Origin of the sequence: Halobacillus sp. SY10 (assembly GCF_045401165.1) — a bacterium.
GTDB classification, from domain to species: Bacteria; Bacillota; Bacilli; order Bacillales; family Halobacillaceae; genus Halobacillus; species Halobacillus aidingensis.
In genome coordinates this window covers 1,776,557-1,801,940 of record NZ_CP174345.1, presented here as the reverse complement: position 1 = coordinate 1,801,940, position 25,384 = coordinate 1,776,557, and the positions used below count along the sequence as shown (strand labels likewise).

Sequence of the window (25,384 nt, the reverse complement as noted above, 5' to 3'; positions counted from 1 at the left end):
ACACACACGTTGTGAGTCCTTTAGCTATTCATGCGGACGTTTCCCAGACCCTGTTCTCAAGCTTTATTCGTGCAGGATGCGTGGTTTAAATAACTCTATAACGGCGTGTGTGAACAGGCCTTCCTTGCAGAGCTCGGCAGGTTACTGTTAGAAGGATTTCGAGACACTTCTATGATAAAGGGGCGGAGGGAAACGGTGAGACTCCTACCTTAAGTGTGCAGGCGCCTTGGTCAGCGGCGTATGGACTGGACTGAGTTGGAGGAGATAAAGGAAACACGAAGAGCGGAGCGATTCGATGTTGACTTATCGTACAGAAGCGAGGGAAGTCTCACTAGCCGCTAGGCGCCGGAACCGGATACCTAAGAGGAAGTGCGTGGTAGATGAGACCCCGCAGAGCTTTAGCTCGAGGAGGCTCATCACTCGCCCACGGAAAGCGAACCTTTTCCCGGAGTCCCTAAACTCCCACAAAAGTCTCGAAATGGAGTCTTACACAACCCTGCCATTTAGTTCAACAAAAAAAGACACCGGGTTTCCGGTGTCTTACTGAAATGTTTATATGGCGTCGAGCATTTGGAACTGGGCTTTTACGAGGTCGTAGTACTCGCCTTCCTGGTCCATCAGTTCATCATGCGAACCCTGCTCAAGGATGCGTCCGTTTTCGAGAACGAAAATGTTGTCCGCTTCTCGTATGGTCGACAAGCGGTGGGCGATCATAATCGCCGTCCGTCCTTTAAGCAGTTTACGAAGCGCCTGCTGGATTTTCAGTTCTGTTTCTGTATCGATACTAGCGGTTGCTTCATCTAAAATTAGAATTCTTGGATTGGCAAGAAGCGCACGAGCAAAGGACAGGAGCTGTCGTTCACCGGCGGATAGGATGTTTCCGCGTTCTTCTACTTCTGTTTCATACCGATTGTTTAAGCGTTGAATAAAGTCATCGGCTCCGACGACTTTTGCCGCTTCGATGACTTCTTCATCGGAAGCATCGGGACGTCCGAAGCGGATGTTTTCCATGATCGTTCCTGAGAAAATGAAGGTATCCTGCAGGACGACACTGATCTGCTGGCGGATACTATCAATCGTGGCATCCTTCAAGTCTACCCCATCGATTTTGACCGAACCCTTGGTCGGATCATAGAAGCGACTGATCAAGTTTGCAATCGTCGACTTTCCAGACCCGGTATGGCCGACAAGAGCGACGGTCTCACCCTCTTTCATTTCAAGATTGATATTATGGAGGGCGATGCGTTTAGAATCATAGGCGAATTGAACATGATCAAATTCGATATGGCCCCTCATGTCTTTCAATTCAATGGCATCTTTCTTCTCCTCCACGTTTGGTTCCTCATCCAGGAATTCAAAGATCCTTTCGGAGGCAGCCATCGCCATCAGAAGCTGGTTATACATCTGTCCTAAACGGGAGATCGGCTCCCAGAACATGCCAAGGAAGAAAGCGAACATGACAAAGTCACCTACTTCGATACTTGACTGCAAGATTAAATGGGCTCCATAAGCCACAAGGATGACTGTTCCGACCGCATTGCTCATTTCAACAAATGGGCGGAACATGGCACTTTTCCTTGCAGCTGTGTTCCAGGATTGGAAGTTATCCGTATTCACACCATTGAAGTACTCTGTATTTTCTTTTTCCTGAGAAAAAGATTGAGTAATTCGAATGCCCTGGAGGCTTTCATTCAAGTGCGAATTCAACTTGGATTGTTGAATACGTACATTCTGCCAGGAGCGCCGGATGTTACGGCGCAGCTTTGTTGAGATATAGAACATGATCGGCAGGATGACGAGAATCGCAAGCGCCAGTTTTGGACTGAAGACTAATAAAATGACGACAATTCCCGTCAACATGACCACGTCCATCAGCAGGTTGATGATTCCGTTCGTAAACAATTCCTGCAGGGAGTTGATGTCGTTCATGATCCGGACAAGGATCGACCCCGCGGACCTCGAGTCGAAAAACTTATGTGAAAGTCTTTGAACATGGGAAAACAAGTGCTGCCTCAAGTCATAAATGACATTCTGACCGAGGATGTTCACATATTTTATTCTAAGCCCATTTCCGATGTAACTGAGTAAATACATGATGGCAATTCCAACCACGAGTTGGATCAATAGATTGGTGTCCCTATCAGCAATCGCAATATCAATTGCTACTTGACCAATTAAAACGGGAACAACCAGCCTCACGATGGTGGATACGAGCATCGCAATGATCGCTACGGGCAGCAATGTTTTGGCATAGGGCTTCAAGTACTTAAGCAGCCTCCACATTTGCGCCCAGTTGAACGGCTTTTCAATCGCCTGGTCCTGCGTATATTTAAAACGATTCAAATGGGTGCTCGTTTCTGGTTCATGCTTTGGTTTGCGAGCCATGGTCTCCCTCCTTTTATGAAATTTTAGATGTCTTTAAAATTTTCTCTTTATCCTGGTATTGAATATCGTAGATTCGTTGATAAGGTCCTCCATTAGTTAAAAGGTCCTCATGCACTCCACGTTCCTTGACCGCTCCGTCTTCAAGAACGATAATTTCATCGGCGTGTTTCAATGAGGAAATACGGTGTGCGATGATGAATGTCGTACGACCTCTCATCACTTCCTGCAACGCTTTTTGAATCTTGAACTCTGTTTCCATATCAACAGCAGACGTTGCATCATCCAACACGAGAATCGCTGGATCAATAAGAATCGCACGTGCAATGGCAATCCGTTGCTTTTGACCGCCGGAAAGTCCCATTCCACGCTCTCCTAAAAGAGTGTCATAGCCGTCCGGCATCTCCATGATAAATTCATGAGCCTGTGCCCTCTTGGCGGCATCGATAACATCTTCAAGTGTCGCGTCGGGATTTCCATAAGCGATGTTTTCTTTAATGGTCGTAGAGAAAAGAAATGACTCCTGTAAAACAAAGCCGATATTTTTGCGCAGACTTTTCAATCCATAATCCTGGACCGGGCGGCCATCGACGAGAACTTCCCCTCTTTCCGGTTCGTAAAAACGGGTGATCAATTGAGTGATACTCGTTTTTCCTGAGCCTGTAGCTCCGATTAGTCCGATCGTTTTTCCAGGAGGCGCATCAAAGCTTATATCTTTCAATGCAGAATCGTCATCTTCAATATAAGTGAGAGTGACATCCTTGAATGTCACATGACCTTGCAAACGATCTTGATGAATGGCTGAGTCCTTCTCACTTATTTCTTCTTCTGCTTCTAAAATTTCAAGCAACCGTTCACCAGAAGCTTTTGCCTGAGAGAAAAGGTTAATGACAAAACCTAAGTTCATCAAAGGGCCAAGAATATACCAGACTAGACTGAAAAAGGCCACCAATTCTCCTAACTGCATCGAGTTGTTCATAACCATGTAGCCACCGTAGGCAAGCAGAGCGACAACGGATACGTTACCGATAAATTCCATCAATGGGAAATAACGAGCCCATATGTTGGATGTTGTAATGAATTTGGATCGGTAATCTTCACTTCTGTTCGAAAAACGTCCGATCTCAAAATTCTCTCTTGAAAGAGATTTAACGGTATTCATCCCGCTAATATTTTCCTGCACCCTGGTATTCAGTTTCCCGAACGACTTACGGATCTTCCGGAATGCCGGGTGGACTTTGCGATCAAACCGGTACACCACAAGTGCTAGAAACGGCATGGCAGCCATCGTGACAAGGGCGAGGGGAATGGAGAAATAAAACATGACGCTCAAACTGATTACAATTAAGAGGAAGATTCGGATAAGTTCCGAAAATCCAACGGAAAGGAAGAAACGAAATCCTTCCACATCTGCCGTAAGTCTCGACATTAAATCCCCTGTCTTCGCATTGTCATAATAACGGAAAGGAAGCCGCTGCAGCTTTTTATACAACTCATCACGCATCGTATATACGGAACGGATCCCGAAGAAGTCCCCTAAATACTGGTGATAATATGTAGCAAACCCTTTGAGGATCATGAGTGCGATAAATGCGATACATATATAAGGAATGAGACTGTACTCTTCAGCGAGAACGACATCATCGATTGTCACTTTCAACACGATTGGATATACGACGGTAATAATGGTCACGAAGAATAATGAAAACAAGGACCAAAAGAAATATTTTCGATACGGCCAATAAAATGCCTTTAGTTTTTTAAACGTATCCAAAGGTTTCCCTCCTTCTTATTTTTTAACGTAATATTAAATATATCGGGTTACGAAATAAATATCTACCCATTTGCAATAATTTTTGAAATTTTCTATCTAGAGGATGATTTTCCCTCATACAAAAGTTGTAGAAGTAAGTGTTTGGAGGCTTCCAGGAAAGGTTCACCTCCCTCTCTGGATCTTCTCATTAAAAATCTTGAACCAGAACCTTCAGCATGAGAGAGCTCATTTAGAATTTCCATAGAAAGCTAAGGTATTTTAAAACACAACCCTACCATTCTTATGGTGGTTCATCTCCTTCTATACCTTCTTCATGGGTAAGCTTATTGATCCTCTTCACTATTCCCTCTACTTTTGTTTTCGTGGTTATCCAAAAAAATTTGTGTCTTTAAATGTAAAACATTGAATTCTCCTGTCAGATTCCGCTATTCTAATAGAGGAGACCGGAAGATGGAAAGGAGTTTATTGATGAACTTATTTGAAGAAGGATTAAATTTTAATTTTGATGTCCTCGTTGAGTGGCTGATCACGGGAGGACTGAAAATCATTGTCATCCTCATCGCCTTTGCGATCATCAAACCTCTAGGTACAAAAGCGATAGAAGCAGCGATTAATCGTATGAGTCAGCAGCGCAATATTACAGACGGAAGAAATAAAACATTACAAAAAGTTGCTGTAAACCTGTTTTCTTATGTATTACTATTTATTCTGATTATGATGTTGTTAAGTGCGGTGAACATCGAAATCGGACCATTGCTTGCTGGTGCCGGAATTCTCGGTTTAGCGATCGGATTCGGTGCCCAGGGTCTGGTTTCTGATATCGTTACCGGATTTTTCTTACTGATCGAGCGCCAGATTGAGGTGGAGGACTACGTCACAGCCGGCGGTTATGACGGGGTCGTTGAAGAAGTCGGTATCCGTACGACGAAAATACGCAGTTTTGATGGGACATTGAACTTTGTACCGAACCGTAACATCGTCGGTGTCGCCAACCACTCCCGCGGCAACATGCGCGCGCTGGTGGACATCGGCATCGGTTATGATGAAAACATCGATGAGGCATTGGCCGTTCTGCAAAAAGTCGCGGACCAATTCGCAGAGGACGAGCGTTTTGTCGAAGGGCCGAACGTGCTGGGTGTCCAGAGCCTCGGTTCTTCTGACGTTGTCATCCGTATCCTCGGTAAAACCGAAAACATGGAACAATGGGCGGTTGAACGTGATATGAGAAAAGCGATGAAAGAAGCCTTGGATGCTGCGGATATTGAAATTCCATTCCCACATCAAGTGTATATTCAAAAAGAATCCTAATAAAAGAAATAACCCGACCTCGAGAGGTCGGGTTATTTTGATTCTTCTTTCCACATTTCCACTTTTTTGATTTGTCCTTTGACTAAATCAACGATTTTAAAATGATACCCTTCCCCTTCGACAACGGTGCCTTCTTTCGCTTCAAAATCTTTCGTATACATCCATCCTGAGATCGTATCAATATCGATATGATCCAATTGGATATCAAAGAAATCATTGATGTCCTGGATAGCGGTCTTGCCTTCGATCAAAAAGTGACCGTTTTTCAGCCGTTTAATATCTCTTTCTTCTTCTGCATCAAATTCATCCCGGATTTCTCCGACGATTTCCTCAAGAATATCTTCCACGGTCACAATGCCTGACGTTCCCCCGTATTCATCAATAAGGACAGCCATATGCGTGTGATCTTTCTGCATTTTGACAAGCAGGTCGTGAATTGGGATATTCTCAAATACTTTCATGACCGGTCGCAAAAACGGACGGAGCGTACTCTGATTTTCCGCATCATCATAGAGCAGTTCCTTCATATGAATGATGCCGATTATTTGATCTTTGTCGCTCTCAATTACCGGATAGCGTGTATAGCGGTTATGCTTCACTTCCCTTACCGCATTCGACACCGACTGCCTTACATCGAGAACGGCCATTTCTGTGCGAGGAATCATAATCTCTTTTGCCGTACGATTATCAAATTCAAAGATACGATCGACATACGTATACTCGGACCGGTTGATCTCACCTTTCTGATAGCTTTTCGTAAGGATGTGTCTCAGCTCTTCTTCCGAGTGGACTTCATCCGATTCACGAGCTGTCTGAAAACCGAGCATACGCACGAAAATATTGGCGGATCCGTTCAACAGCCAAATGAGTGGATACATCAATTTGCTGTACAACATGAGAGGTCTCGCTAAAAGCAAAGTAATGCTTTCTGCCTTCTGGATCGCCATTGTTTTAGGAGCGAGCTCTCCGAGAACGACGTGTAAAAAGGTGATGACAAAAAAGGCGATGACAAATGAAAGGGTGTGGGTGAGTCCTTCTGGTAAAGCAATTTGATCGAACAAAGGTCTCAACAAAACTTCAAGTGTGGGTTCCCCTAACCAGCCAAGCCCGAGGGCAGTAATCGTGATGCCTAATTGGCATGCACTTAGATAATAGTCAAGATCACTGACGACACGAATGGCATTCTCCGCTTTTTTATGCCCTTCCGCTACCTTTGCTTCCAGTCTTGTTTTTCTAACCTTTACGATGGCAAATTCACTGGCTACAAAAAAAGCAGTGAGCAGGATCAAAATTGCTACTGCTGTCAATTTAATCGTTATTTCCATCAGGGCCACTCCTTATAAAAAAGAAGGAGGAAACCTCCTCCTTCTCTCATCTATCCTCTATTGTTAACTGGAATGGCCAACCTATGCGCACATTAAAGGTTTCGAAGTGTTTTTTCAACGATATTGACGCCTACAGTGAGTGCTTCTTCCTTCGGTTTCAACGTCGATTGGTGAAGACCTGCTTCAGAATCAACACCAAGCCAGAACATGAATCCTGGAATTTCTTTGAGCATATATCCGAAGTCTTCGCCCGTCATCGCCATGCTCGCTTCCTGAAAACGATAATCTGTCTCTTTTACGATTTCCTCAAAGCGCTGCACTTGTTCTGCATCGTTGAACACCTGATGATAATTGGCTCCGTAATCGATGTGAATATCACAGTCATTCGCGATTTCATAGCCGCGCGCCACCTTTTCGATCTCCCCTTTCACCTTTTCCATCGCTTCTGGAGATAAAGTGCGGATCGTACCTTCCAGCCGGGCTGCCTGAGCGATAATATTCTGCACCGTTCCTGCTTCGATTTTTCCGATGGTAATGACCGCACTGTCCAATGGATCGACTCTGCGGGCGACGATTTGCTGCAAATGGGAAACGAATGCACTTGCTGTGACGACCATATCATGAGTCAAATGAGGAAAGGCCGCGTGTCCCCCGACGCCTTTGAAGTCGATGAAAAGTTCGCTCGTATTAGCAAACAGTAACCCAGGTTTTGAAGAAACGGAACCGACCGGTAGTTCTGGTGCCACGTGCAACCCGAAAATCACATCCGGGCGGTGCCTGTCCATCGCTTCCGATTGAAGCATCGGTTCTGCTCCGCCTGGACCTTCCTCGGCAGGTTGAAATAGGAAAACGACATCATCATCGGCCGGTTTCTGAGCGAGGCGTGTCAAAGCTCCAAGCGCGATGGTCATATGAAAGTCATGGCCACAGGCGTGCATACGTCCATCGTGCGTCGACTGGAAGTCATACCCTGTCTCTTCCGTCAAAGGAAGTCCATCGATGTCGGCACGGTAGCCGATCGTTTTTTGACCGACGTTCCCTTGGACTCGTACAAAAATTCCTGTACGCCACATTTCTACCGTCAAAGCTTCTTGAGGCAGTTGGTTTATATAATCCAATAAATACTGCTGTGTTTTGTACTCTTTGAAGCCAAGTTCAGGAATCTGATGCAGCTCTCTTCTGATTCTAGTCAACATTTCTTGTTTCAAAAAGAATCCCTCCCTATACGAAGGGCCCTGCTCCAGGAGCAAGGCCCTTCCATCTGTTTAATCGGATTGAGAAAATTAGTTATCCAGTTTACGAAGTGCCTGCATGATTTCAGTCTTGGACTTCGTCTGATCGTCGATTTCTTTGATCACTTTGGCAGGTGTGCCGGCGACAAGTGTGTTTGCTGGTACATCTTCTGTCACAATCGCTCCAGCAGCAACGACCGCACCTTCACCGACCGTTACGCCTTCTAGGACAACCGCGTTCGCACCGATGACGACACCATCTTCAATGACGACCGGTTTAGCAGAAGGTGGTTCGATGACCCCTGCAAGGACAGCACCGGCACCGATGTGGCAGTTCTTCCCGACCGTGGCACGTCCTCCAAGCACGACGTTCATATCGATCATCGTCCCTTCACCGACGACAGAACCGATGTTGATCATCGCTCCAAGCATGATGACCGCTCCGTCTCCAATTTCAACTTGGTCACGGATAACAGCGCCCGGCTCGATGCGTGCGTTAACTTTTTTCAAGTCAAGCAAAGGAATCGCTGAATTACGGCGGTCGTTCTCAAGCACATAGTCCTCGATTTCGTTTTCATATTTTTCGAGAATTGGCTGGATGACTTTCCATTCTCCGAAAATAACCCCGGAGTTGCCTGTGATGAAATCCTGCACCTGTTCACCAAATTCGATGTTTTCCAAATTTTCACCTTTCAAATAAACTTTGACCGGTGTTGATTTTTCACTATTTGATATGAATGAAATGATTTCATTTGCGTCCATTTGTTTCATGAGTAGTTCCTCCTTTATGTATCTTTCATCCTTTACTTTATCAAAGGAGGGCTGACTTTTTCAATCTTCTTTTTTTGGAATTCTGAGAATTAGTAGAAAACTTAAGACAGCAAGTACGAGTAATCCCATGTACACAAGATGCAGACCTGATGTCAATCCATCCTGTAAAACAAGGAGAGCTTCCTGACTTAACAGCTCTCTCGTTTCCTTTCTAAGCAGGGAATTGGCAGAATCGACACTGAAAGACGCTGGAAGACTCGAACTCTCAATAGCATTTGCCACCTGGCTGTTCAAGATCCCTCCAAGCAAGGCGGCTCCAACAGCACTCCCAATCGTCCGCATGAACATATTGGTCGCGGTCGCAATGCCTCTTTTTTTCCAATCGACACTGTTTTGAATCGAGACGATAAATGAGGTCGACGATAACCCCATGCCGATTCCTATGAATAACGAGCCCATCGCAGCAAACAAGGGGCCTTTTTCCGGACTGAGCATGGAAAAGATGATTCCTCCTATGATGAGCGAGACCCCGCCAAGGATGGCGGTCGGACGAAAACCGATTTTCAAAATCAGGCGTCCAGCGACAGTAGCTGCGATCGGCCAGCCGATCGACATCGTCGTCAAAGTGAAGCCGGCAACGGTCGCTGATTGCTCCATCACCCCCTGGACGAAGGCCGGTAAATAGCTGCTCACGCCGATAAGGATCATCCCGGTCGTAAGCGATGTGAGGTTGGCAAAGCGGATGGAACGGATGTGCCATAAATCCATCGGCATCATCGGATCATCCGTTTTTCTCTCGTGAAAGAAAAAGGCCAGGGCACCAATGAGAGATACGACAACCATGGAAAGCATCGTCCATGACATCCAATCGATCCCTACCCCGCCTTCTACAAGGATAATCATCAACGTGCTGACTGTGATAACGACCCACATAGAACCGGCAACATCCACACTCCTTTTTTCTTTGGAAACCTCTTCTTTAAAGAAAAAGAGAATGCCGAAAAGAGCAAGCAGGCCGAGAGGGATATTCATCCAGAATACATACGGCCATGAGAGGAGGTCGACGAAGAAGCCCCCAAGCGCAGGACCCGTCACAGCTGAGATGCCCCAGACGCTCGATAAATACCCTTGGATTTTCGCGCGCTCTTCTTTTGTATAAATATCACCAACAATCGTTGTCGCAATCGGCATCAAGGCTCCAGCTCCCAGTCCCTGGACGAGCCTTGCCCCGATCAGAACATTCATCGACGGAGCAAGAGCACAAAGAACAGCCCCTAATAGAAAAAGGCTGATTCCGAGCATGAAGATCGGTTTCCGACCGAAAACATCCGCTAATCGGCCAAAAAGCAGGACGGTCGCTGCATTCGTCAGGAGATACGCAGAAAATACCCAGCTGTATAAGCTGAACCCTCCCAGATCCGCTACGATACTCGGCATCGCCGTGGAAACGATCGTCGCTTCAATCGCTGCGAGGAACATGGCGAGCATAATCGATGCAAGCACAAGCCCCCGTTTTTGTTTATCTTTCTTCATATGTAGGTTCACCTTCAATACAAAAATAGATGACATCTTAGATGCCATCTATTCTATCATAATCGGTTTATTCACTTGCTTCTACCATTGTATGTTTGAAAGTTTCATGATAATGCTTGCTGAATTGTTTGAGGATTGTCCGACGTGTTACAATCCCGTCGAATTCTCCTTGTGGATTCGTCACGCAGACAAAAGGATAATCAATAAGCTTGTGCATCGCATCAATCATATTGTCATGGAGCTGTAGACAAGGCACTTCATCATCCATCACTTCACTAACCGTCATTTCAGACAGTCGATTTAATTCAAATTGTTCAATTCCCAACGTTTCTTCCAAAATTTTCGTTTTGCTGATGACTCCCTGAAATTTAAACGTAGGATCCAGTACAGGTACCGCAGAATAACCAGACTTCACTAAAACCAAAAGCGCATGCTCGAGCGGGTTACCAATTTGCACGTGGGCTACTTTCTCTGATGGAATCATAAGTTCTGAAACGAGCGGGATCCTCAATGCTTCTTTTTCTAAACTAACCATGTTCTTATTCACTCCTCTTTTTCTTGAACATTGAAGGAGCAGAAAGAGACGCTCTTAAGACCATTACATATTCTAACACAATTTCTCCCTAAGCACGAACGCAATTTCCGACATTTCTCTCTCTCGCTTACTTCCGACTTCCTTTTACCCCAATCACTGTTCTCGTTAAACCTATTTAAGTATCCAGTCTTTATAAAAACAAGAATCCGGCGTATAATGAAGACAGTTCATTACATTGGAGTTGAAAAATTTGCTCACACACACCTTTACAAAGCGTGAAGAAATCGCCAATGCCATCACCCATGGAATCGGTGCCATTTTAAGCATCGCGATGCTCGTCCTGCTCATTGTGTTCGCAAGTATCGGCGGCAATGCCTGGCATATTACGAGTGTGACGATCTACGGGGCCACTATGCTCATCCTGTATGTATCCTCGACGCTCGTCCACAGTTTTCCACCAGGCCGGGCCAAGGATCTGTTTGAGATCTTCGACCATTCCGCCATCTATCTATTCATTGCCGGAACGTACACACCAATCATGCTCGTTCCGTTACGGAGTACACTCGGGTGGACGTTGTTCGGCATCGTCTGGGGCATGGCCATTCTCGGAATTGTTTTCAAAGTGTTTTTCGTCAAACGATTTGTTGTGATGTCTACGGTTTTCTATGTACTGATGGGCTGGTTGATCGTTCTCGCCTGGGGTCCATTGACAGCGGAAGTACCTGCAGCAGGCATCACCTATCTCGTTGTAGGAGGCGTCATGTATTCGATCGGATCGATTTTTTACGTCTGGCGGAGCTTCAAATACCACCACATGGTCTGGCATTTGTTCGTTCTCGGCGGTTCGATCCTCCATTTCTTCTCGATTTTTTTCTATATCATCGGTTGATGGAAGACTCGCAGGGTGCACCTGCGAGTCTTTTTTTATGGAGAATTCCCTTTCTACGCCTCAACGGGTCCCCCTGCAAGAATAAAAAAGAACTCCAATGATTTTCCATTGGAGTTCCTTCATTAAGAAACGGTTTCCCCTTTTTCTACAATCTTCTCCCAATTCTCTCCTCCGTCTTCAGAGACATACGCTGCACCATTAAAGGTGTAAATCGCCATTCGATTGTCTTCTTCTGCAAAATACATGACAGCGTCTTCTTTCAGGTCGGGAAGTGGAACATCCGATGTGCCGGATTCACCAATTAAATAGGATGTCATGGTCGCTTCCCCAGTGTATAAGCCATAAAACAATTCATCTTCGTTAAAATATAGTCCTCCAGCTTGTCCAGACTCAGAAATCCTCTCAAAGCTCTGACCACCATTTTCGCTTAAGAAAACCCCTGAGTCTGTAGCTACGGCTACCGTTTCTCCATCTGTAGGATGGACAGCCATTTGGAATACACCGCCTTCGATTCCTTCCGCATGGATAGACTCCCATGTCGCGCCAAGATCTGTACTCCTATAAAATCCTTGATCTAATTGGGAATTAGGCTGCTCATTGAACACGTAAACAGATTCATTGGCAAACCCTGCTCCCATGACGTGAAAATCACTTTCCCCATCAAAAGCAAGAGCCTCTAAACTCTCTTCAGAAACTTTTCCTCTTTGCAGACCCAGCGGATTTTGAAGATCACTGGAAGGAATCGGGTGCCCTGAAGACAGAAATCCGTCCTCCCTCACCTGGAATCCCATGTAATCATGAGGGTGATACACCGCTTCTTTCCATTGCCCCTCCTGAAAAATTTTGATTCCTGTGTGGGCGGCAAAAGCGAACCCCTCTTCCATATGGCCAAGACCGTGGACATGTCCGAGATTTCCTTCAAATGATTGTAAGTATTCCTGATTCTCCGCCTTATCTTCTGTGCTGTCCTTAGCTTCTCTTGCCTCTTCTTCGACTTCCTCGCTGCAAGCACCAAGAAAAACGAAAACTAAAAGAAGACTCAGTGCTGCTTTTTTAACGTTTCCCATGTTTCCCCACCTCTTTTTAAAAATACCCCCGGGCAGTTTTACACCGGGGGGTTGTATTTGCTATACGACGTCATAGCCTTGTTCTTCGACAGCTTCTCTCATTTCTACTTTATTGGCGCTTTCTGCGTGGGAAACTTTTACGTTACCTGTATCCAGGTCCACGTTCACATCGTTGACGCCATCGATTTCTTTCAGTGCTCCTTCAACAGCACTCTTACAATGTCCGCATGTCATTCCTTCTACTTTCAATGTTGTTTCCATTTTCAACATCCTTTCATCTTTCACTTGTTTGCTTCATCAACAACCGACGGGGATTATGGAGGAAAATTCCCCCTCTCCCCTATGAACTAATAATCGTATCAGATTCCAAGTTTTCATTTTATATTTTTGCCCGCTTCAGTCTAAGTGAGTTTGTGACAACACTTACTGAGCTGAAGGCCATGGCGGCGCCGGCTACCCATGGCGCGAGAAGCCCGAGAGCAGCGACCGGGATGCCTGCAGAGTTATAAGCAAGCGCCCAGAAGAGGTTCTGTCGAATGTTGCTCATCGTTTTTCTGCTCAAGCGGATGGCCTGGCTCAAGTGAGCAAGGTCTCCACCTACAAGTGTAATGTCTGCCGTTTCAATGGCAACATCTGATCCGGTCCCGATGGCGATTCCGATATCAGCGGTCGCAAGAGAAGGGGCATCATTGATACCATCTCCCACCATGGCGACTTTTTCTCCACGTTTTTGCAGTTCTTTCACTTTTTCAGCTTTCTGTTCGGGAAGGACCTCAGCAAAGACTCCATCGATTCCGACTTGCTTGGCAATCGCATCAGCAGTACGTTGGTTATCACCTGTGACCATATAAACGTTGAGGTTCATTGCTTTTAAATTTGCAATCGCTTGTTTGGATGTTTCTTTAACTGTATCTGCTACGGCGATATAGCCTCTCAATTCCCCTCCGACGGCGATGAACATTGCTGTTTTCCCTTGTTGTTCCAGTGTAACCAAGGATTCTTCATACAAACCATAATCGATGTTTTCGCGCTGCATCAATTTTCTTGTTCCAATATAAACATGTTCGTCGTCCACCACGGCTTTAATCCCATGTCCAGGAATCGCTTCGAACTCTGCAGCAGCTGTTTTCGTGACACCCTTTTCCTCTCCGTATTGGACAATCGCTTCTGCCAACGGATGTTCGGATGATTTTTCTGCAGAAACGACGAGAGGTAATAAAGCTTTCTCATCATCAAAAGCTACAAAATCAGTTACTTCCGGTTTTCCTTTTGTGACGGTGCCTGTTTTATCTAATAGAATCGTCGTCAGTCGGTGGGTGCCTTCCAAATATTCACCGCCCTTGAACAAAATCCCCTGCTCAGCGCCTTTTCCTGTACCGACCATGATTGAAGTCGGGGTAGCCAGGCCAAGGGCACATGGACAAGCGATGACGAGAACAGCAATGGCAGCTTCCAAGGCAGGCGGCCATTCTCCCGGAGAGACGATGAGAAACCACACAAGGAAAGTCAAAATGGCAATACCTACAACAATCGGAACGAAAATTCCAGAAATCTGATCCGCCGTTCTTTGGATCGGTGCTTTCGATCCTTGCGCTTCTTCCACGATTTTGACGATACCGGATAAAGCCGTATCTTTTCCTACCTTTTCTGCTTTCATTGTAATCGTTCCGTTTTTGTTGATCGTTGAGCCGATGACTGGTTCTCCTGCTTGCTTATCGACAGGGATCGATTCTCCTGTGATCATCGATTCATCGACAGAAGTGATGCCGTTGATTACCGCCCCGTCCACAGGGATTTTTTCTCCTGGTTTAACGAGGATTTCATCGCCGACCTGAACATCATCGACAGGAACTTTTTCTTCTTTTCCATCACGGATGACGGTCGCTTCTTTCGCCTGAAGGTTCAACAGTTTCGTCAATGCAGCTGTCGTGCGGCCTTTGGCAAGTGCTTCAATAAGTTTCCCTACAAGGATGAGGGTGATCAGTACGGCACTCGTTTCAAAATATAACTCAGGCGTGACCCCAGGATTCAACTGCCAGCGGATGGCTTCGACCAAACTGTAAAAGTATGCGGCCGAAGTTCCAAGTGCTACAAGGACATCCATATTGGCACTTTTATTAGACAGCGCCCGGTAGGCTCCTTTATAAAACTGGGCTCCGATATAGAATTGGACAGGAGTTGCGAGCAAGAATTGAAACCATGGATTCATCAGCCACATGGGCACCGGAAGACCGATATCCCAAGGTAAGTGACCGACCATCGCGTACAGAAGCGGAAAAGATAACAGGGCTGAAATCCAGAGTTTCCGCTTTTTCTCTTTGATTTCTTCTTCCTTCTGCTCTTTTTGTTCCTCCCGGTTCTGCTTCGTAACCGCATGATAACCTAGTTTCTCGACTTTCCCAATGATGTCATCGACGGTCAGTGTGTTTGGGTCGTATTCGATGACACCCGCTTCTGTCGCTAAGTTAATGTTCGCCTCACTCACACCACTTGTTTTAGACAATACCTTTTGTATTCTTGATGAACAGGCAGAACAGGTCATGCCTTGAATATCCAGCTCTACACGCTCTTTTCGCACACCATAGCCAAGCTTTTCGATTCTCGCCTGAATGTCTTCCGGCTGGACCTTTGACTCATCATAGTGGACATTCGCCTTTTCCATCGCGAGGTTGACGTTCGCCTCAACGCCATCCATTTTGTTGAGCACTTTTTCAATTCTTGTGGAGCAGGCGGAGCATGTCATCCCAGTGACCCCTACATTCATCTGCTTCTTATCTGCCATACTTTTGCCCCCTTTACTTCGAGAACTGTCGGACAACTTTCATCAATTCATCAATTGCTTCGTCGCCATTGCCTTTTTGAATGGCATCTTTGACGCAATGATGCGTGTGACGCTCCAACAAGTTGTATCCGACTTTATTCAAAGCGTTATTGATCGCTGATATCTGCACGAGTATATCCACACAGTAACGATCGTCTTCCACCATTTTCTGAATGCCGCGAACTTGACCTTCGATACGTTTCAAGCGGTTCAATACCGCCATCTTTTCATCTTGTGTCCTCGGTTTGACCGGTTGTTTCCCACTATCTTCCGGAAGATGATTCTCTGTCATAACACCGCCTCCTTCGCTTACTATTATATACCCGGTATAGGTATTATAGTCAATTGTTTCACCTTGGTGATCCTTATAATTTTTACTAGTTTATTTATTTACTACCTTAGGGTATAGATATTTAAACTCCGAAAATATAGAGGTGATTGTTTTGTTGTCTACCATTTCTGTAATCGCTCTTGCGATTGGTCTTTTATGTTCTCTTATTATTACCGTGGATATCATGAGGCACCCACAAATGATGAAGATTATGAATATCGTCTGGCCGATCAATGGATGGTTTATGGGCCCTGTCGCCCTGTGGACTTATTTTAAATGGGGACGTCTGAAAAGTAAGGATAATGATAAAGAGGATCATCGAGGCAGACCTGCGAAAGTGTTTGTTTCCACGAGCCACTGTTCAGCAGGCTGTACCCTTGGCGATGCTGTAGGTGTACCGATTGTTGCCTTGACGGGCATGATGATTGCAGGCTCCACCTTGTTCGCCCACTACATCGTTGAATTCGTGCTGGCTTACTTATTCGGCATCCTTTTTCAGTATTATGCGATCTATCCGATGAATGAAGATCTCGGAAAAAAAGGAGCCGTTTGGGCTGCTATTAAAGCTGACTCCCTATCGTTGATCGCTTTTGAGGTGGGAATGTTCGGTTGGATGGCCATCGTCCACTTCGTCCTGTTTCAGGAGCCACCGAAGCCGAACGAGGCTTCTTACTGGTTCATGATGCAGATTGCGATGATTTTAGGGTTCTTGACAAGTTATCCGGCTAACTGGGTATTGGTGAGAAAAGGGATTAAGGAAGAAATGTGAAAAATGGATCGATGAATGGAATCGCAAAAAAAATTGTTAACAAAAATAAACGTCCAGGAGGGATACCCTGGACGTTTATTTCTTATTACCTCAAATATTTATCGTGAGAATCAATCATATCAGGGTTAAGCCCTGTAGACGTTTGCGCATCTTTCTGCATCGATTGATTACAAGATTTACACACATAGGACGCCTTAGGATTTTTACTTATCTTCATATACTGCGGGTCTGAACGGTCTAATTTATACGTCTTTTTGCAAAAGAAACACTTCTTTTCCATGCCACTCTCCCCTTTTTAAAAAGGAAATTTGTTCAGCCACTGGCCTCCATCAAGGGTAACGACCTCTCCATTCATATAAGCCCCTTCTTCAGATAGAATGAACTTCGCAAGGCCTGCGATTTCCTCTGGCTTCCCTAAGCGGCCAAGAGGTACGGAAGCAAGGGTACGCTGGGCTGCTTTTTCCGATTGAAACAGTTTCTCAGCTCCACCCGTCCGTTCGATTGGCCCAGGTGCGATGGCATTGGCACGAATGCCGTATTTCGTTCCCCATTCCACAGCGAGCGTACGGGTCATCGTAAGCACCCCTGACTTCGCAGAAGCGGAATGAATCACACCAGCACCCGCATTCCAAGCGTAGGTGGCGACGATGTTTAAAATCGACCCTTTGATTTCATTTTCAATCCAATACTTTCCGACCGCCTGGCTGCAATAAAAAGTTCCATTTAAAACGATGTTGATGACAGAATTCCAACCGTTCGGAGACAGGTCTTCCGCAGGTGCAATGAAATTACCTGCTGCATTATTAACGAGATGATCGACTCTCCCGAAGGCCTCCACTGTTTCTTTGACCATCCGTTCGGTATCTTCTACTTCACGGACATCCATTTGAACCGTTAGGACATGATCTTCTTTTCCGGCTGCGATCTGTTTCTTCGCTTCTTCCAGCCGTTCTACATTCCGGCCGGTAATCGCGACCTTCGCTCCTTCTTGTACAAACCTTTCAGCCATATGCAGCCCCATCCCACTGGAACCACCTGTAACGATGACGACTTGATTTTCCATATGTAAAACCTCCTCTTCTTGACTACTTATGTAATTCAACAAGAACAAACTGAATACCTGTTCATTTTTAAAATAAAGTATAAAAATTCGACGTTATCTTTCCTTCAGCCATGTTATAATGGCGGAAGAATTCAGAGGAGAGACGTCATGAAAATTACGAGAAGAACCTTCATCAAACGTACATTAGCAAGCGCTGCAGCCTTTATCGGACTCAATGCGTTCGGTTATTCGTATGCACGTTACATGGAACCGAATATGCTCGCCATCCGCCGCCATGAGATCGAACACGGGAAGATCCCACGGCATTTTCATAATTTCAAAGTCCTCCAGTTTTCAGACACGCACGTCGGCTTTCATTATGAATTGGATGATTTGGAGCGTCTCGTTGAAAAAATCAATGCAGAAAAAGCAGACCTCATTTTGTTTACAGGGGATCTCGTAGACGAACCGCACACCTACTCGTTTCCTCCCCGCCTCATCCAAATATTAAAGCGTTTGGAAGCGAATCAAGGCAAGTATTGGATCTATGGAAACCATGACCACGGCGGCTATGGAACGGAAAAAATTCGTGATGTCATGGAGCAGAGCGGCTTTCAACTTTTACAAAATGAACATACCCTCATTGAAAATGGATCTGCGTCCTTCACGCTTGCCGGTGTCGATGACATCATGCTCGGCCAACCTGATTTAGAACAGACACTCGAGAATGTTCCCACAGATTCGTTCACCTTATTGATGGTTCATGAGCCGGATGTTGCGCTTGAGTATCAGCACTACCCCGTGGATGTCCAACTGTCCGGGCACAGCCATGGCGGACAAGTGCAGGTGCCTTTTTTCGGCTACCTTGTCACTCCGCCGTTCGCTGAGCATTTCGTCGAAGGGCACTACCCATTAGTGAACGGGTTCAACCTTTATGTAAGCCGTGGGATCGGTACAACAAGACTTCCTTACCGGTTTATGTGCCGCCCGGAATTTTCCGTGTTCCGATTGAAATCCACACAATGAACCAAATCGAACTCTTACATTTTTGTGACAGATAGAAAACAAGTCTGTCCTTTTTCCTTTGGAGTGGTACACTGAAGACAATTTAGAAAGTTGGAGGATCCCATGAAATTAAGATTTTGGATCAGCATCATTTTTCTCATAACCATCACGGCGGCCTGTGGGTCGAAGGATGTCGGTGAATTATCAGCCGTGAATCAACACGGAAAAGAGGTATCCGTCCCCGAAGCGTATGCTGGAGGTTACTGGGTTGCGGACTTCATCTTCACCAACTGTGAAACCGTCTGTCCTCCGATGACAGGGAATATGTCCAGGCTGCAAGCACAATTAGAGCAGGAAAATTTAGACGTACAGCTCGTTTCTGTTAGTGTAGATCCAGCAAATGATACACAAGAAAAACTGCTATCTTTTGCTGAGAACTATCAGCCGAATTATGAGCAGTGGGACTTTCTGACAGGTTATTCTTTTCAGGAAGTGAAAGAATGGTCCATTAAATCATTCCAGTCCCCCGTCAAGAAAATGGAAGATTCGGATCAGGTCGCTCATGGAACGAGCTTTTTCCTCGTTGACCCTGATGGAAACATTGCAGAAACTTACAGCGGAACAAAAGCTGAATCTGTCGAAAAAATCGTCGAAGATCTGAAAAAGTATAAAAATGAATCTTGATATTGTAAAATGTTGTAAAATGATAAAAAGAGAGCTATACTTGGATGGAAAGGAGATCATAGATGAAAGACAATCAAATATCCAACCGCGAATTAGCCGAATCCCTATTTATCGTCAATCGACATGCCAAAACAGCCCCAGAACCGAGGCATCTCTATGACATTAAAAAGCATACGATTGACAAACTCCTAAATGAAAACCGCGCCAAAAAGGTCGGACTCCATTTTTCCGACCATCCGAAATTCAGCCAGCAGCACTCGACCCTCCTCATTGAAATTGGTGGTTACTATTTCCATGTTCCTGCAACAAAGAAAGACTTTCAAGATTTGGAGCATTTAGGAAAAGTCGACCAGTCTTACCGGAACCCAAAACCCAAATTATCATTGTCGAGAGCCAAACGTACGCTTTACCATTATTTGAATTGGAAACAACCGAAAAAGCCGGCCTATTCATTCCAAGGCACTTCACAACCAAGTATGCTCGGCCAGCCGACAGGCAGCCCATGGAACCAGCGCAGAAGAAGACGCCCGTAAACCCTTTTCGAGGTTTCATTTCTTACTAAATAAGGAATGGACAAATAGAGGAGGATGATAGGATGGCTGTAAGTGAAGTCGAAGATTTTTTATATCATTTGAAAAAGTATATGGAATACACAACGGAAATGCGTGCTTCTTATGAGCATCTTTCAGAGCATCACAAGAATATCGTCGTAGATTCATCACCAACAAAAGCTGGGCCGGAAACGTTGTCCAAGCATGCTTATGACTGGCATGATGAGTTGTTCGAGCGATTAAAGAAGGAATAAAAAAATCCGCCAAGGAGCGGATTTTTTTATTCCTTCTTTTTTATCCATCATGACTATTCCACTAAAGCTCCCTATTCTTGAAGACTCAGTTTCGAGACTTTTGTTGAGTGGATGGGGGCTGCGGGGAATGACTCGCTTTCCGCGGGAGCGCGGTGAGCCTCCTCGGACTGCGTCCTGCGGGGTCTCACCAAACACTTTTTTCCCGCAGGAGTCTCGCCGTTCCCCTCCGCCCCGTTGCCATATAAGTGTCTCGAAACCATATCCGGAATAAGCTGCTTTTATGCATATGGTAATTACATGCGAAAAGCTTGACATAGTGCGCTTTATGCTTATAACACCAGAATAATGGACGGCACCTTCCCATAGTAAAGGGGTTCGTTTCTCATCTTCATGGAATGGGGTGGTTGGGAAGCTGCGAGACTCCCGTGGGAGAAGGAGATAGGCGAGATCCCGCAGGACGTAGTCCGAGGAAGCTTGCCACTCCCCCACAGGAAAGCGAGTAGCTTCCCAGCCACCCCTGACGCTCAACATGGCAACGAACCCCGAGAACATGTCGAAACTGAGTCTTCCACAATCCTGCCATTTACTTTAATAACAAAGACAGACGTTCATTAATGGAGCCTGCTTTTTTTAGAGGATGTGATGATCGATGATTTTTACGAGTTCTACGATTTCCGGTTTGGAAACTTGGGCATCGGCTCCTACGATTTCCCCTTTGTGACGAAGGTCATCCGTAATCAGTGAGGAGAAAATGACGACTGGGAGTTTGCTTAAGTCACTATGCCCCTTCAACAAACGAGTAAAGTGGTGGCCGTCCATACGCGGCATTTCGATATCAGTGATGATCAGCTGATATTCCTCTTCGATCGTTTTCCCTTCATCCAATAAATCTTCCAGATGTTCGTAGGCTTCTTTTCCATCCTCAAAAGAGATCGTATTTTCATATCCAGCTTCACTTAACGTTTCCTGTAGCATGGCACGAAGCATGCCGGAATCTTCAGCGATCATTATTTTCTTTTGTGAACGTTCCCTTTGGCCTAGTTCGCGCAGCTGCTCCGCGTTAATACTGGATTCAGGATTGATATCAGCGACTACCTTTTCAAAATCAAGCAGCAAAAGCATGTCTTCATCCATTTTGATTACACCGGTAATTTGCGTTTCCAGCCCCTGATACATCTTATTCGGTTTTTCTATCTGTTCCCACGAGATACGGTGAATCTGTGTAACGGTATGCACATGGAAAACGATTTTTGTTTTATTGAATTCCGCCAGAATAAATTTATCCTGCTTCGGATTTTCGGATGGTGAAAACCCGAGGGCATGGGCTACATCTACAACAGGGACCACTTCCCCACGAATTTCGATAATCCCTTCCACCGATTTATGTGAATGAGGGATTTTTGTGACGGGGTGAGGGTTCAGGATTTCTTTTACTTTTATGACGTTTATGCCAAAACGGTTGTTGCCGATTCCGAATTCGACGATTTCCAATTCGTTCGTTCCACTTTCGAGTAATATGCCTTGATCCTGCTTCATGAAGCATCGTCCTTCCTTTGATAGAATCCACTCTTTATATCGTCTATCAAAGGTTAAATATAAAGCAGTTGTCCTCGATTACTAAAACCTCTCATTTGTTCCATAAAAGCTCCCTTTTCTGGAAGACTCAGTTTCGAGACTTTTGTTGAGTGGATGGGGGCTGCGGGGAATGACTCGCTTTCCGCGGGAGCGCGGTGAGCCTCCTCGGACTGCGTCCTGTGGGGTCTCACCAAGCACTTTTTTCCCGCAGGAGTCTCGCCATTCCCCTCCGCCCACTTGCCGGAAGAGATTCTCGAAACTACCTCCCAGTAATAGAAGCTTTTATGGTTAAGAATCCTATATCGGCGCGGGTTAAGGAGGGTTTTACACAGAACTAGGCAGGGTGCTTTAAGAGCGATTTCGAGAACCTCATATGGTAAAGGGGCGGAGGGAAACGGTGAGACTCCTGTGGGAAGTGCGTGGTAGATGAGACCCCGCAGAGCGTTAGCTCGAGGAGGCTCATCACTCGCCCACGGAAAGCGAACCTTTTCCCGGAGCCCTAAACTCCCACAAACGTCTCGAAATCAAGTCTTCAACAATACTGCCATATACTTTAATAACGAAGAGCACAAAAAAAGAGCGGGGGCCCGCTCTTTTTTTAGTCATTTCGTATAATGAGATAAACAATTAACCCGACTAAGGGGAAGAATAATGTTGCGATAAGGACGACGAGGCTGTAGGCGGAACTTCTGCCTTTGCGGACAGAATCGCGATACGCCCATACACTCGTAATAATATTTAATACTAACAACCCGACCCCGAAGATCAGGAAAGTGAGAAAAAAGATGCCGATTTCCATGATGTTCCTCCTCTACTCCCGTTTCTAACTTATTCTACGATCAAGAAAAGAGAAGGTTTCAAAATCAGGCTGCTTTTCTTTTGCTTCGTTTCGATAAGCGCGCATAAAGTTTACGCATCCATGTTACGGTTACATACACTAACCCGAAGCTGCTGATCGCGAGCAGGCAGACCGACCAATAAGAAGCGGGCAGGGTTGAGGTCGTATCGGACATGGCGTAACGATCGACAAGCTGAAGGAATACGAGGGCTAGAAGAGTGCTTGTCACGTAGCTTGACAGGGTCTTCCAATGATTCAGCATCATCCATTCGATGACCGGTTTGACGACCCACATGAGGGACAGCATGAACAGAAAGACGAGTGAGAATTGAACATACTCCGGCTCCAGACCGAAAACATCCAATAGATCGTGATCAAGCCAGCTAATGGTCTCTTCTAAAAACGATGGATCGAACCAATCCATAATATTCATCTTCTACCGCTCCTTGTTCTTTTTTTACCATTATGAACAAGGATAGAAAGGAATAAACTTCACCCCTCTAAAAGCTCTGGATGTTTGCTTTTCAACCACTTCAATCCTTCCCGGCGGCTCAAAGGACGAACCTCTTCCCGCTTGAGGTAATCTATAACAGCGCGTGCATCGGTTTTGCTGTATTCGCGGAGCGCCCAGCCGATCGCTTTTTCAATAAAAAATTCTTTTTCGTGCTTGAGGCTATCAATCGTTTCGAAAAGAAGGAGTCCATCTGTCTTTTCTTTATATTTCAACTGATGGAGGACGCTCGAGCGACGTACCCATAGGTGATCCGACTCTCTCCACTCCTCTGTAAAAGGGCGGAGCTTGTCTTCGTATCGGAAGAAATATCCGCCGCACAAAGTGGATGCAATCATGTCGACCGTGTCCCACCACGGTTTCGTCATAAGCAATTGTTTGTATGTATCAATACTGTGTTCTGGAGCTTTCTTAATCCCCTTTTCAAGAAAAGCGAGAGCGGCATAGTGACATTCCCTTTCCGGCTTTTCAAAAAGCAGAACCGCTGCCTCCAAACGCTCCTGTTCCGTGATTTCTTTGTATTTTTTCAGCAATGGTGCGAGGATTTGTTTCCGCTCAGGGGCTTTAATTCCGAAAAATGGATAGTGGTTCTTCATATAGTTCTCCATTGGAATTCGATTTTCTTCATTTCTATGTTCTTCAAACACTGTAGTTACGGCTTCACAAAATTCAGCAGCCTGGTTCATCATCTCTCCTCCGTTTCTTTAAAAAGCCCATCCCTATGATTGAGCAATGGATGGATGCGTGCCAAATAAATGCAGCGCTCCCTAATTGAAGCGACACCGCAGCTAAAGCCATGGACTGTGGTTCATCTTCAGTGGAGCGTGATTTCAGGGATTGAAGTGTCCAGCCAACGGATAGCGCAGAAAAGATAACAAGGGCAAGCACCCAGCCAAAAGGGCGCTTGTCTTTCCTTCCCTTCATCTGAGAAGGATGGTAATAGTGGGGAGCAGTGTAACCACTGAAAGGCGGATCAGCATCTCCCCCGCTTCCCGTTCAAACCACAGATCATCCACTCACTTGCAAAAACTTTTCCAGTCTAGAGGCATGAGACTCAGCTTCTTCATATCCTTGAGCATACAAGTCGTGCAGACGGTCACGGTTCCGTTCGATCCGGCTTACTTTCAAAGGTTTTAATGGACGGATGACGAACGCCTCTCCGTTTTGTTCCGCTTCCCTCACTTTTTGCAGCTGCTGATTATAACGAACGTGCCTTTCAAGTAAAGCTTTTGCAAAGAGCGGGAACTGCCTGTACTTTCGGTTGAAGTACCAGCCGCCCTTCATTCTGCCTTTGATGTATCCATCGTTTCGTGTAAGCACGACAATATGTTTTTTGTTTCCATCCCTTTTCGAAGCCTGCATCGGTATGGGGTCGGCAATGCCGCCATCCATCAATTCACGTCCATCATACTGAATACTTGGGGCGACCATCGGCAACGAACTCGAGGCGCGTATGACTTTCAACAGACTCTCCCTGTCAGGGAAACGGTCATAAAAGACAGGTTCTCCTGTTTTCATATCAGTGGTTCCCACGACAAAACGTGTTTTTTGTTGAAGAAACGTATCATAATCGAATGGAACAAGCTTGTTAGGAAGCTTATCAAATATGAAATCCATTCCAAACAACTGCCGTTTCGTAATCATCCGTTTGTACGATATGTATTCGGGATGCGCCCCGTACTCGACAATCACCTCATAGTTTCTCCCCCGCTGTCTCGCAACATAAGAGCTGCCATTACATGCCCCTGCAGATGCACCGACAACATAAGGGATGTGAATCTCTTCATCAAGGAAAAAATCAAGCACGCCTGCTGTGTATGCGCCTCGCATCCCTCCGCCTTCAAGAACTAAACCGACATCATCCATAGATCAAACCCCTTCCTTTTCACATTTGGTACCTATATCTATATTTTGCCATGTCCCATCGGAAAAGTAAAAAAGCAACCCAATCTATGCGGTTGCTTTTTGGTGTGATATCATCAGTTTACATAAGCATCGGAATCGTTTTTTCTTGTATGTTTTTCATCTATTTGACGTTCGATTTTTTCGATTGCTTCCTGATCGTTCAACAATTGTCGCTTGTTACGATCCACTAAGTCTTCAAAGGAAATTCGTTTATGGCTTCTCATTATACAACTCCTTTCATAGGCTTATTTTAAATTATAACAAAATTCAACAAATTTAACG

General features: G+C 45.5%; 26 protein-coding genes. 7 read left to right on the top strand and 19 right to left on the bottom strand.

Annotated elements, in window-relative coordinates:
- Nucleotides 1-552: 552 nt before the first annotated feature.
- On the bottom strand, nucleotides 553-2,385 hold the full coding sequence (locus tag ACJA3J_RS09255) for an ABC transporter ATP-binding protein (RefSeq protein ID WP_115822227.1): 1,833 nt from the start codon (nucleotides 2,383-2,385) through the stop codon (nucleotides 553-555).
- Between the two features lie 13 nt (nucleotides 2,386-2,398).
- Nucleotides 2,399-4,156, bottom strand: coding sequence for an ABC transporter ATP-binding protein (locus ACJA3J_RS09250; RefSeq protein ID WP_089652741.1), 1,758 nt, complete (start codon nucleotides 4,154-4,156; stop codon nucleotides 2,399-2,401).
- A gap of 450 nt (nucleotides 4,157-4,606) precedes the next feature.
- Here ACJA3J_RS09250 and ACJA3J_RS09245 point away from each other — a divergent pair, with 450 nt between their 5' ends.
- Nucleotides 4,607-5,464 (top strand): mechanosensitive ion channel family protein, encoded by an 858-nt coding sequence (locus ACJA3J_RS09245; RefSeq protein WP_406946120.1) that lies wholly within the window; start codon nucleotides 4,607-4,609, stop codon nucleotides 5,462-5,464.
- A gap of 32 nt (nucleotides 5,465-5,496) precedes the next feature.
- On the opposite strand, the gene ACJA3J_RS09240 is transcribed toward ACJA3J_RS09245, so the two are convergent.
- From ACJA3J_RS09240 to cbpB, 5 genes are all read right to left on the bottom strand, one after another.
- The gene (locus tag ACJA3J_RS09240) at nucleotides 5,497-6,789 is read right to left on the bottom strand and encodes a hemolysin family protein (protein ID WP_406946119.1); all 1,293 of its coding nucleotides are present in this window, start codon (nucleotides 6,787-6,789) and stop codon (nucleotides 5,497-5,499) included.
- Nucleotides 6,790-6,881: 92 nt separating this feature from the next.
- Entirely contained in the window at nucleotides 6,882-7,997 is a 1,116-nt protein-coding gene (locus ACJA3J_RS09235; protein ID WP_406946118.1) for an N-acetyldiaminopimelate deacetylase, read from the bottom strand.
- 75 nt (nucleotides 7,998-8,072) lie between these two features.
- Nucleotides 8,073-8,792, bottom strand: a complete 720-nt coding sequence (gene dapD / locus ACJA3J_RS09230; RefSeq protein ID WP_089652739.1) for a 2,3,4,5-tetrahydropyridine-2,6-dicarboxylate N-acetyltransferase — start codon at nucleotides 8,790-8,792, stop codon at nucleotides 8,073-8,075.
- 60 nt (nucleotides 8,793-8,852) lie between these two features.
- Complete coding sequence (locus tag ACJA3J_RS09225; RefSeq protein ID WP_406946117.1) at nucleotides 8,853-10,325, bottom strand: MDR family MFS transporter; 1,473 nt, start codon at nucleotides 10,323-10,325, stop codon at nucleotides 8,853-8,855.
- 67 nt (nucleotides 10,326-10,392) lie between these two features.
- A complete protein-coding gene (cbpB, locus tag ACJA3J_RS09220; protein ID WP_089652737.1) occupies nucleotides 10,393-10,860 on the bottom strand; it encodes a cyclic-di-AMP-binding protein CbpB in 468 nt (155 codons plus the stop codon).
- A 250-nt stretch (nucleotides 10,861-11,110) separates the two neighbouring features.
- On the opposite strand from cbpB, the gene ACJA3J_RS09215 reads away from it, so the two are divergent.
- A complete protein-coding gene (locus tag ACJA3J_RS09215) occupies nucleotides 11,111-11,749 on the top strand; it encodes a hemolysin III family protein (RefSeq protein WP_089652736.1) in 639 nt (212 codons plus the stop codon).
- Nucleotides 11,750-11,871: 122 nt separating this feature from the next.
- Here ACJA3J_RS09215 and ACJA3J_RS09210 read toward each other — a convergent pair whose 3' ends face one another.
- From ACJA3J_RS09210 to ACJA3J_RS09195, 4 genes are all read right to left on the bottom strand, one after another.
- Nucleotides 11,872-12,816: a F510_1955 family glycosylhydrolase gene (locus ACJA3J_RS09210; protein WP_406946116.1), complete on the bottom strand. Its 945-nt coding sequence runs from the start codon at nucleotides 12,814-12,816 to the stop codon at nucleotides 11,872-11,874.
- 60 nt (nucleotides 12,817-12,876) lie between these two features.
- The gene (gene copZ / locus ACJA3J_RS09205) at nucleotides 12,877-13,077 is read right to left on the bottom strand and encodes a copper chaperone CopZ (RefSeq protein WP_406946115.1); all 201 of its coding nucleotides are present in this window, start codon (nucleotides 13,075-13,077) and stop codon (nucleotides 12,877-12,879) included.
- A gap of 118 nt (nucleotides 13,078-13,195) precedes the next feature.
- Nucleotides 13,196-15,598, bottom strand: coding sequence for a heavy metal translocating P-type ATPase (locus ACJA3J_RS09200; RefSeq protein ID WP_406946114.1), 2,403 nt, complete (start codon nucleotides 15,596-15,598; stop codon nucleotides 13,196-13,198).
- 13 nt (nucleotides 15,599-15,611) lie between these two features.
- The gene (locus tag ACJA3J_RS09195; RefSeq protein ID WP_089652732.1) at nucleotides 15,612-15,929 is read right to left on the bottom strand and encodes a metal-sensing transcriptional repressor; all 318 of its coding nucleotides are present in this window, start codon (nucleotides 15,927-15,929) and stop codon (nucleotides 15,612-15,614) included.
- Nucleotides 15,930-16,083: 154 nt separating this feature from the next.
- On the opposite strand from ACJA3J_RS09195, the gene ACJA3J_RS09190 reads away from it, so the two are divergent.
- Complete coding sequence (locus ACJA3J_RS09190) at nucleotides 16,084-16,737, top strand: DUF4396 domain-containing protein (protein ID WP_406946113.1); 654 nt, start codon at nucleotides 16,084-16,086, stop codon at nucleotides 16,735-16,737.
- 85 nt (nucleotides 16,738-16,822) lie between these two features.
- Here the strand turns inward: ACJA3J_RS09190 and ACJA3J_RS09185 are convergent, their stop codons facing one another.
- Together ACJA3J_RS09185 and fadH are read right to left on the bottom strand one after the other, a co-directional pair.
- On the bottom strand, nucleotides 16,823-17,017 hold the full coding sequence (locus tag ACJA3J_RS09185; RefSeq protein ID WP_115822217.1) for a DUF2197 domain-containing protein: 195 nt from the start codon (nucleotides 17,015-17,017) through the stop codon (nucleotides 16,823-16,825).
- A gap of 15 nt (nucleotides 17,018-17,032) precedes the next feature.
- Nucleotides 17,033-17,800 (bottom strand): 2,4-dienoyl-CoA reductase, encoded by a 768-nt coding sequence (fadH, locus tag ACJA3J_RS09180; RefSeq protein ID WP_089652729.1) that lies wholly within the window; start codon nucleotides 17,798-17,800, stop codon nucleotides 17,033-17,035.
- Between the two features lie 147 nt (nucleotides 17,801-17,947).
- On the opposite strand from fadH, the gene ACJA3J_RS09175 reads away from it, so the two are divergent.
- From ACJA3J_RS09175 to ACJA3J_RS09160, 4 genes are all read left to right on the top strand, one after another.
- Nucleotides 17,948-18,805 (top strand): metallophosphoesterase, encoded by an 858-nt coding sequence (locus ACJA3J_RS09175; protein WP_406946112.1) that lies wholly within the window; start codon nucleotides 17,948-17,950, stop codon nucleotides 18,803-18,805.
- A 102-nt stretch (nucleotides 18,806-18,907) separates the two neighbouring features.
- Nucleotides 18,908-19,468: an SCO family protein gene (locus ACJA3J_RS09170; protein ID WP_406946111.1), complete on the top strand. Its 561-nt coding sequence runs from the start codon at nucleotides 18,908-18,910 to the stop codon at nucleotides 19,466-19,468.
- A 62-nt stretch (nucleotides 19,469-19,530) separates the two neighbouring features.
- Nucleotides 19,531-20,001, top strand: a complete 471-nt coding sequence (locus ACJA3J_RS09165) for a YkyB family protein (RefSeq protein WP_089652726.1) — start codon at nucleotides 19,531-19,533, stop codon at nucleotides 19,999-20,001.
- Between the two features lie 62 nt (nucleotides 20,002-20,063).
- On the top strand, nucleotides 20,064-20,273 hold the full coding sequence (locus ACJA3J_RS09160; RefSeq protein WP_089652725.1) for a hypothetical protein: 210 nt from the start codon (nucleotides 20,064-20,066) through the stop codon (nucleotides 20,271-20,273).
- Between the two features lie 630 nt (nucleotides 20,274-20,903).
- Here the strand turns inward: ACJA3J_RS09160 and ACJA3J_RS09155 are convergent.
- The 6 genes from ACJA3J_RS09155 to ACJA3J_RS09130 form a co-directional block, all read right to left on the bottom strand.
- Nucleotides 20,904-21,809, bottom strand: a complete 906-nt coding sequence (locus tag ACJA3J_RS09155; protein ID WP_406946110.1) for a chemotaxis protein — start codon at nucleotides 21,807-21,809, stop codon at nucleotides 20,904-20,906.
- A gap of 637 nt (nucleotides 21,810-22,446) precedes the next feature.
- Nucleotides 22,447-22,647, bottom strand: coding sequence for a PLDc N-terminal domain-containing protein (locus ACJA3J_RS09150; RefSeq protein ID WP_089654751.1), 201 nt, complete (start codon nucleotides 22,645-22,647; stop codon nucleotides 22,447-22,449).
- Nucleotides 22,648-22,711: 64 nt separating this feature from the next.
- The gene (locus ACJA3J_RS09145) at nucleotides 22,712-23,119 is read right to left on the bottom strand and encodes a hypothetical protein (protein ID WP_115822208.1); all 408 of its coding nucleotides are present in this window, start codon (nucleotides 23,117-23,119) and stop codon (nucleotides 22,712-22,714) included.
- A 59-nt stretch (nucleotides 23,120-23,178) separates the two neighbouring features.
- Nucleotides 23,179-23,883 (bottom strand): DNA alkylation repair protein, encoded by a 705-nt coding sequence (locus ACJA3J_RS09140; protein WP_406946109.1) that lies wholly within the window; start codon nucleotides 23,881-23,883, stop codon nucleotides 23,179-23,181.
- A gap of 322 nt (nucleotides 23,884-24,205) precedes the next feature.
- Nucleotides 24,206-25,063 (bottom strand): patatin family protein, encoded by an 858-nt coding sequence (locus ACJA3J_RS09135; protein ID WP_406946108.1) that lies wholly within the window; start codon nucleotides 25,061-25,063, stop codon nucleotides 24,206-24,208.
- Between the two features lie 113 nt (nucleotides 25,064-25,176).
- Complete coding sequence (locus ACJA3J_RS09130) at nucleotides 25,177-25,326, bottom strand: FbpB family small basic protein (protein ID WP_089654755.1); 150 nt, start codon at nucleotides 25,324-25,326, stop codon at nucleotides 25,177-25,179.
- Nucleotides 25,327-25,384 lie beyond the last annotated feature (58 nt).

Coding starts and splice junctions, on each gene's coding strand:
- ACJA3J_RS09195 (WP_089652732.1), bottom strand. CDS start 15,929: ATGACAGAGAATCATCTTCCGGAAGATAGTGGGAAACAACCGGTCAAA.
- fadH (WP_089652729.1), bottom strand. CDS start 17,800: ATGGAAAATCAAGTCGTCATCGTTACAGGTGGTTCCAGTGGGATGGGG.
- ACJA3J_RS09160 (WP_089652725.1), top strand. CDS start 20,064: ATGGCTGTAAGTGAAGTCGAAGATTTTTTATATCATTTGAAAAAGTAT.
- ACJA3J_RS09170 (WP_406946111.1), top strand. CDS start 18,908: ATGAAATTAAGATTTTGGATCAGCATCATTTTTCTCATAACCATCACG.
- ACJA3J_RS09130 (WP_089654755.1), bottom strand. CDS start 25,326: ATGAGAAGCCATAAACGAATTTCCTTTGAAGACTTAGTGGATCGTAAC.
- ACJA3J_RS09210 (WP_406946116.1), bottom strand. CDS start 12,816: ATGGGAAACGTTAAAAAAGCAGCACTGAGTCTTCTTTTAGTTTTCGTT.
- ACJA3J_RS09165 (WP_089652726.1), top strand. CDS start 19,531: ATGAAAGACAATCAAATATCCAACCGCGAATTAGCCGAATCCCTATTT.
- ACJA3J_RS09135 (WP_406946108.1), bottom strand. CDS start 25,063: ATGGATGATGTCGGTTTAGTTCTTGAAGGCGGAGGGATGCGAGGCGCA.
- ACJA3J_RS09185 (WP_115822217.1), bottom strand. CDS start 17,017: ATGGAAAAGAAGTGTTTCTTTTGCAAAAAGACGTATAAATTAGACCGT.
- dapD (WP_089652739.1), bottom strand. CDS start 8,792: ATGAAACAAATGGACGCAAATGAAATCATTTCATTCATATCAAATAGT.
- ACJA3J_RS09255 (WP_115822227.1), bottom strand. CDS start 2,385: ATGGCTCGCAAACCAAAGCATGAACCAGAAACGAGCACCCATTTGAAT.
- ACJA3J_RS09245 (WP_406946120.1), top strand. CDS start 4,607: ATGGAAAGGAGTTTATTGATGAACTTATTTGAAGAAGGATTAAATTTT.
- ACJA3J_RS09155 (WP_406946110.1), bottom strand. CDS start 21,809: ATGAAGCAGGATCAAGGCATATTACTCGAAAGTGGAACGAACGAATTG.
- ACJA3J_RS09200 (WP_406946114.1), bottom strand. CDS start 15,598: ATGGCAGATAAGAAGCAGATGAATGTAGGGGTCACTGGGATGACATGC.
- ACJA3J_RS09225 (WP_406946117.1), bottom strand. CDS start 10,325: ATGAAGAAAGATAAACAAAAACGGGGGCTTGTGCTTGCATCGATTATG.
- ACJA3J_RS09240 (WP_406946119.1), bottom strand. CDS start 6,789: ATGGAAATAACGATTAAATTGACAGCAGTAGCAATTTTGATCCTGCTC.
- ACJA3J_RS09140 (WP_406946109.1), bottom strand. CDS start 23,883: ATGAACCAGGCTGCTGAATTTTGTGAAGCCGTAACTACAGTGTTTGAA.
- cbpB (WP_089652737.1), bottom strand. CDS start 10,860: ATGGTTAGTTTAGAAAAAGAAGCATTGAGGATCCCGCTCGTTTCAGAA.
- ACJA3J_RS09150 (WP_089654751.1), bottom strand. CDS start 22,647: ATGGAAATCGGCATCTTTTTTCTCACTTTCCTGATCTTCGGGGTCGGG.
- ACJA3J_RS09145 (WP_115822208.1), bottom strand. CDS start 23,119: ATGAATATTATGGATTGGTTCGATCCATCGTTTTTAGAAGAGACCATT.
- copZ (WP_406946115.1), bottom strand. CDS start 13,077: ATGGAAACAACATTGAAAGTAGAAGGAATGACATGCGGACATTGTAAG.
- ACJA3J_RS09175 (WP_406946112.1), top strand. CDS start 17,948: ATGAAAATTACGAGAAGAACCTTCATCAAACGTACATTAGCAAGCGCT.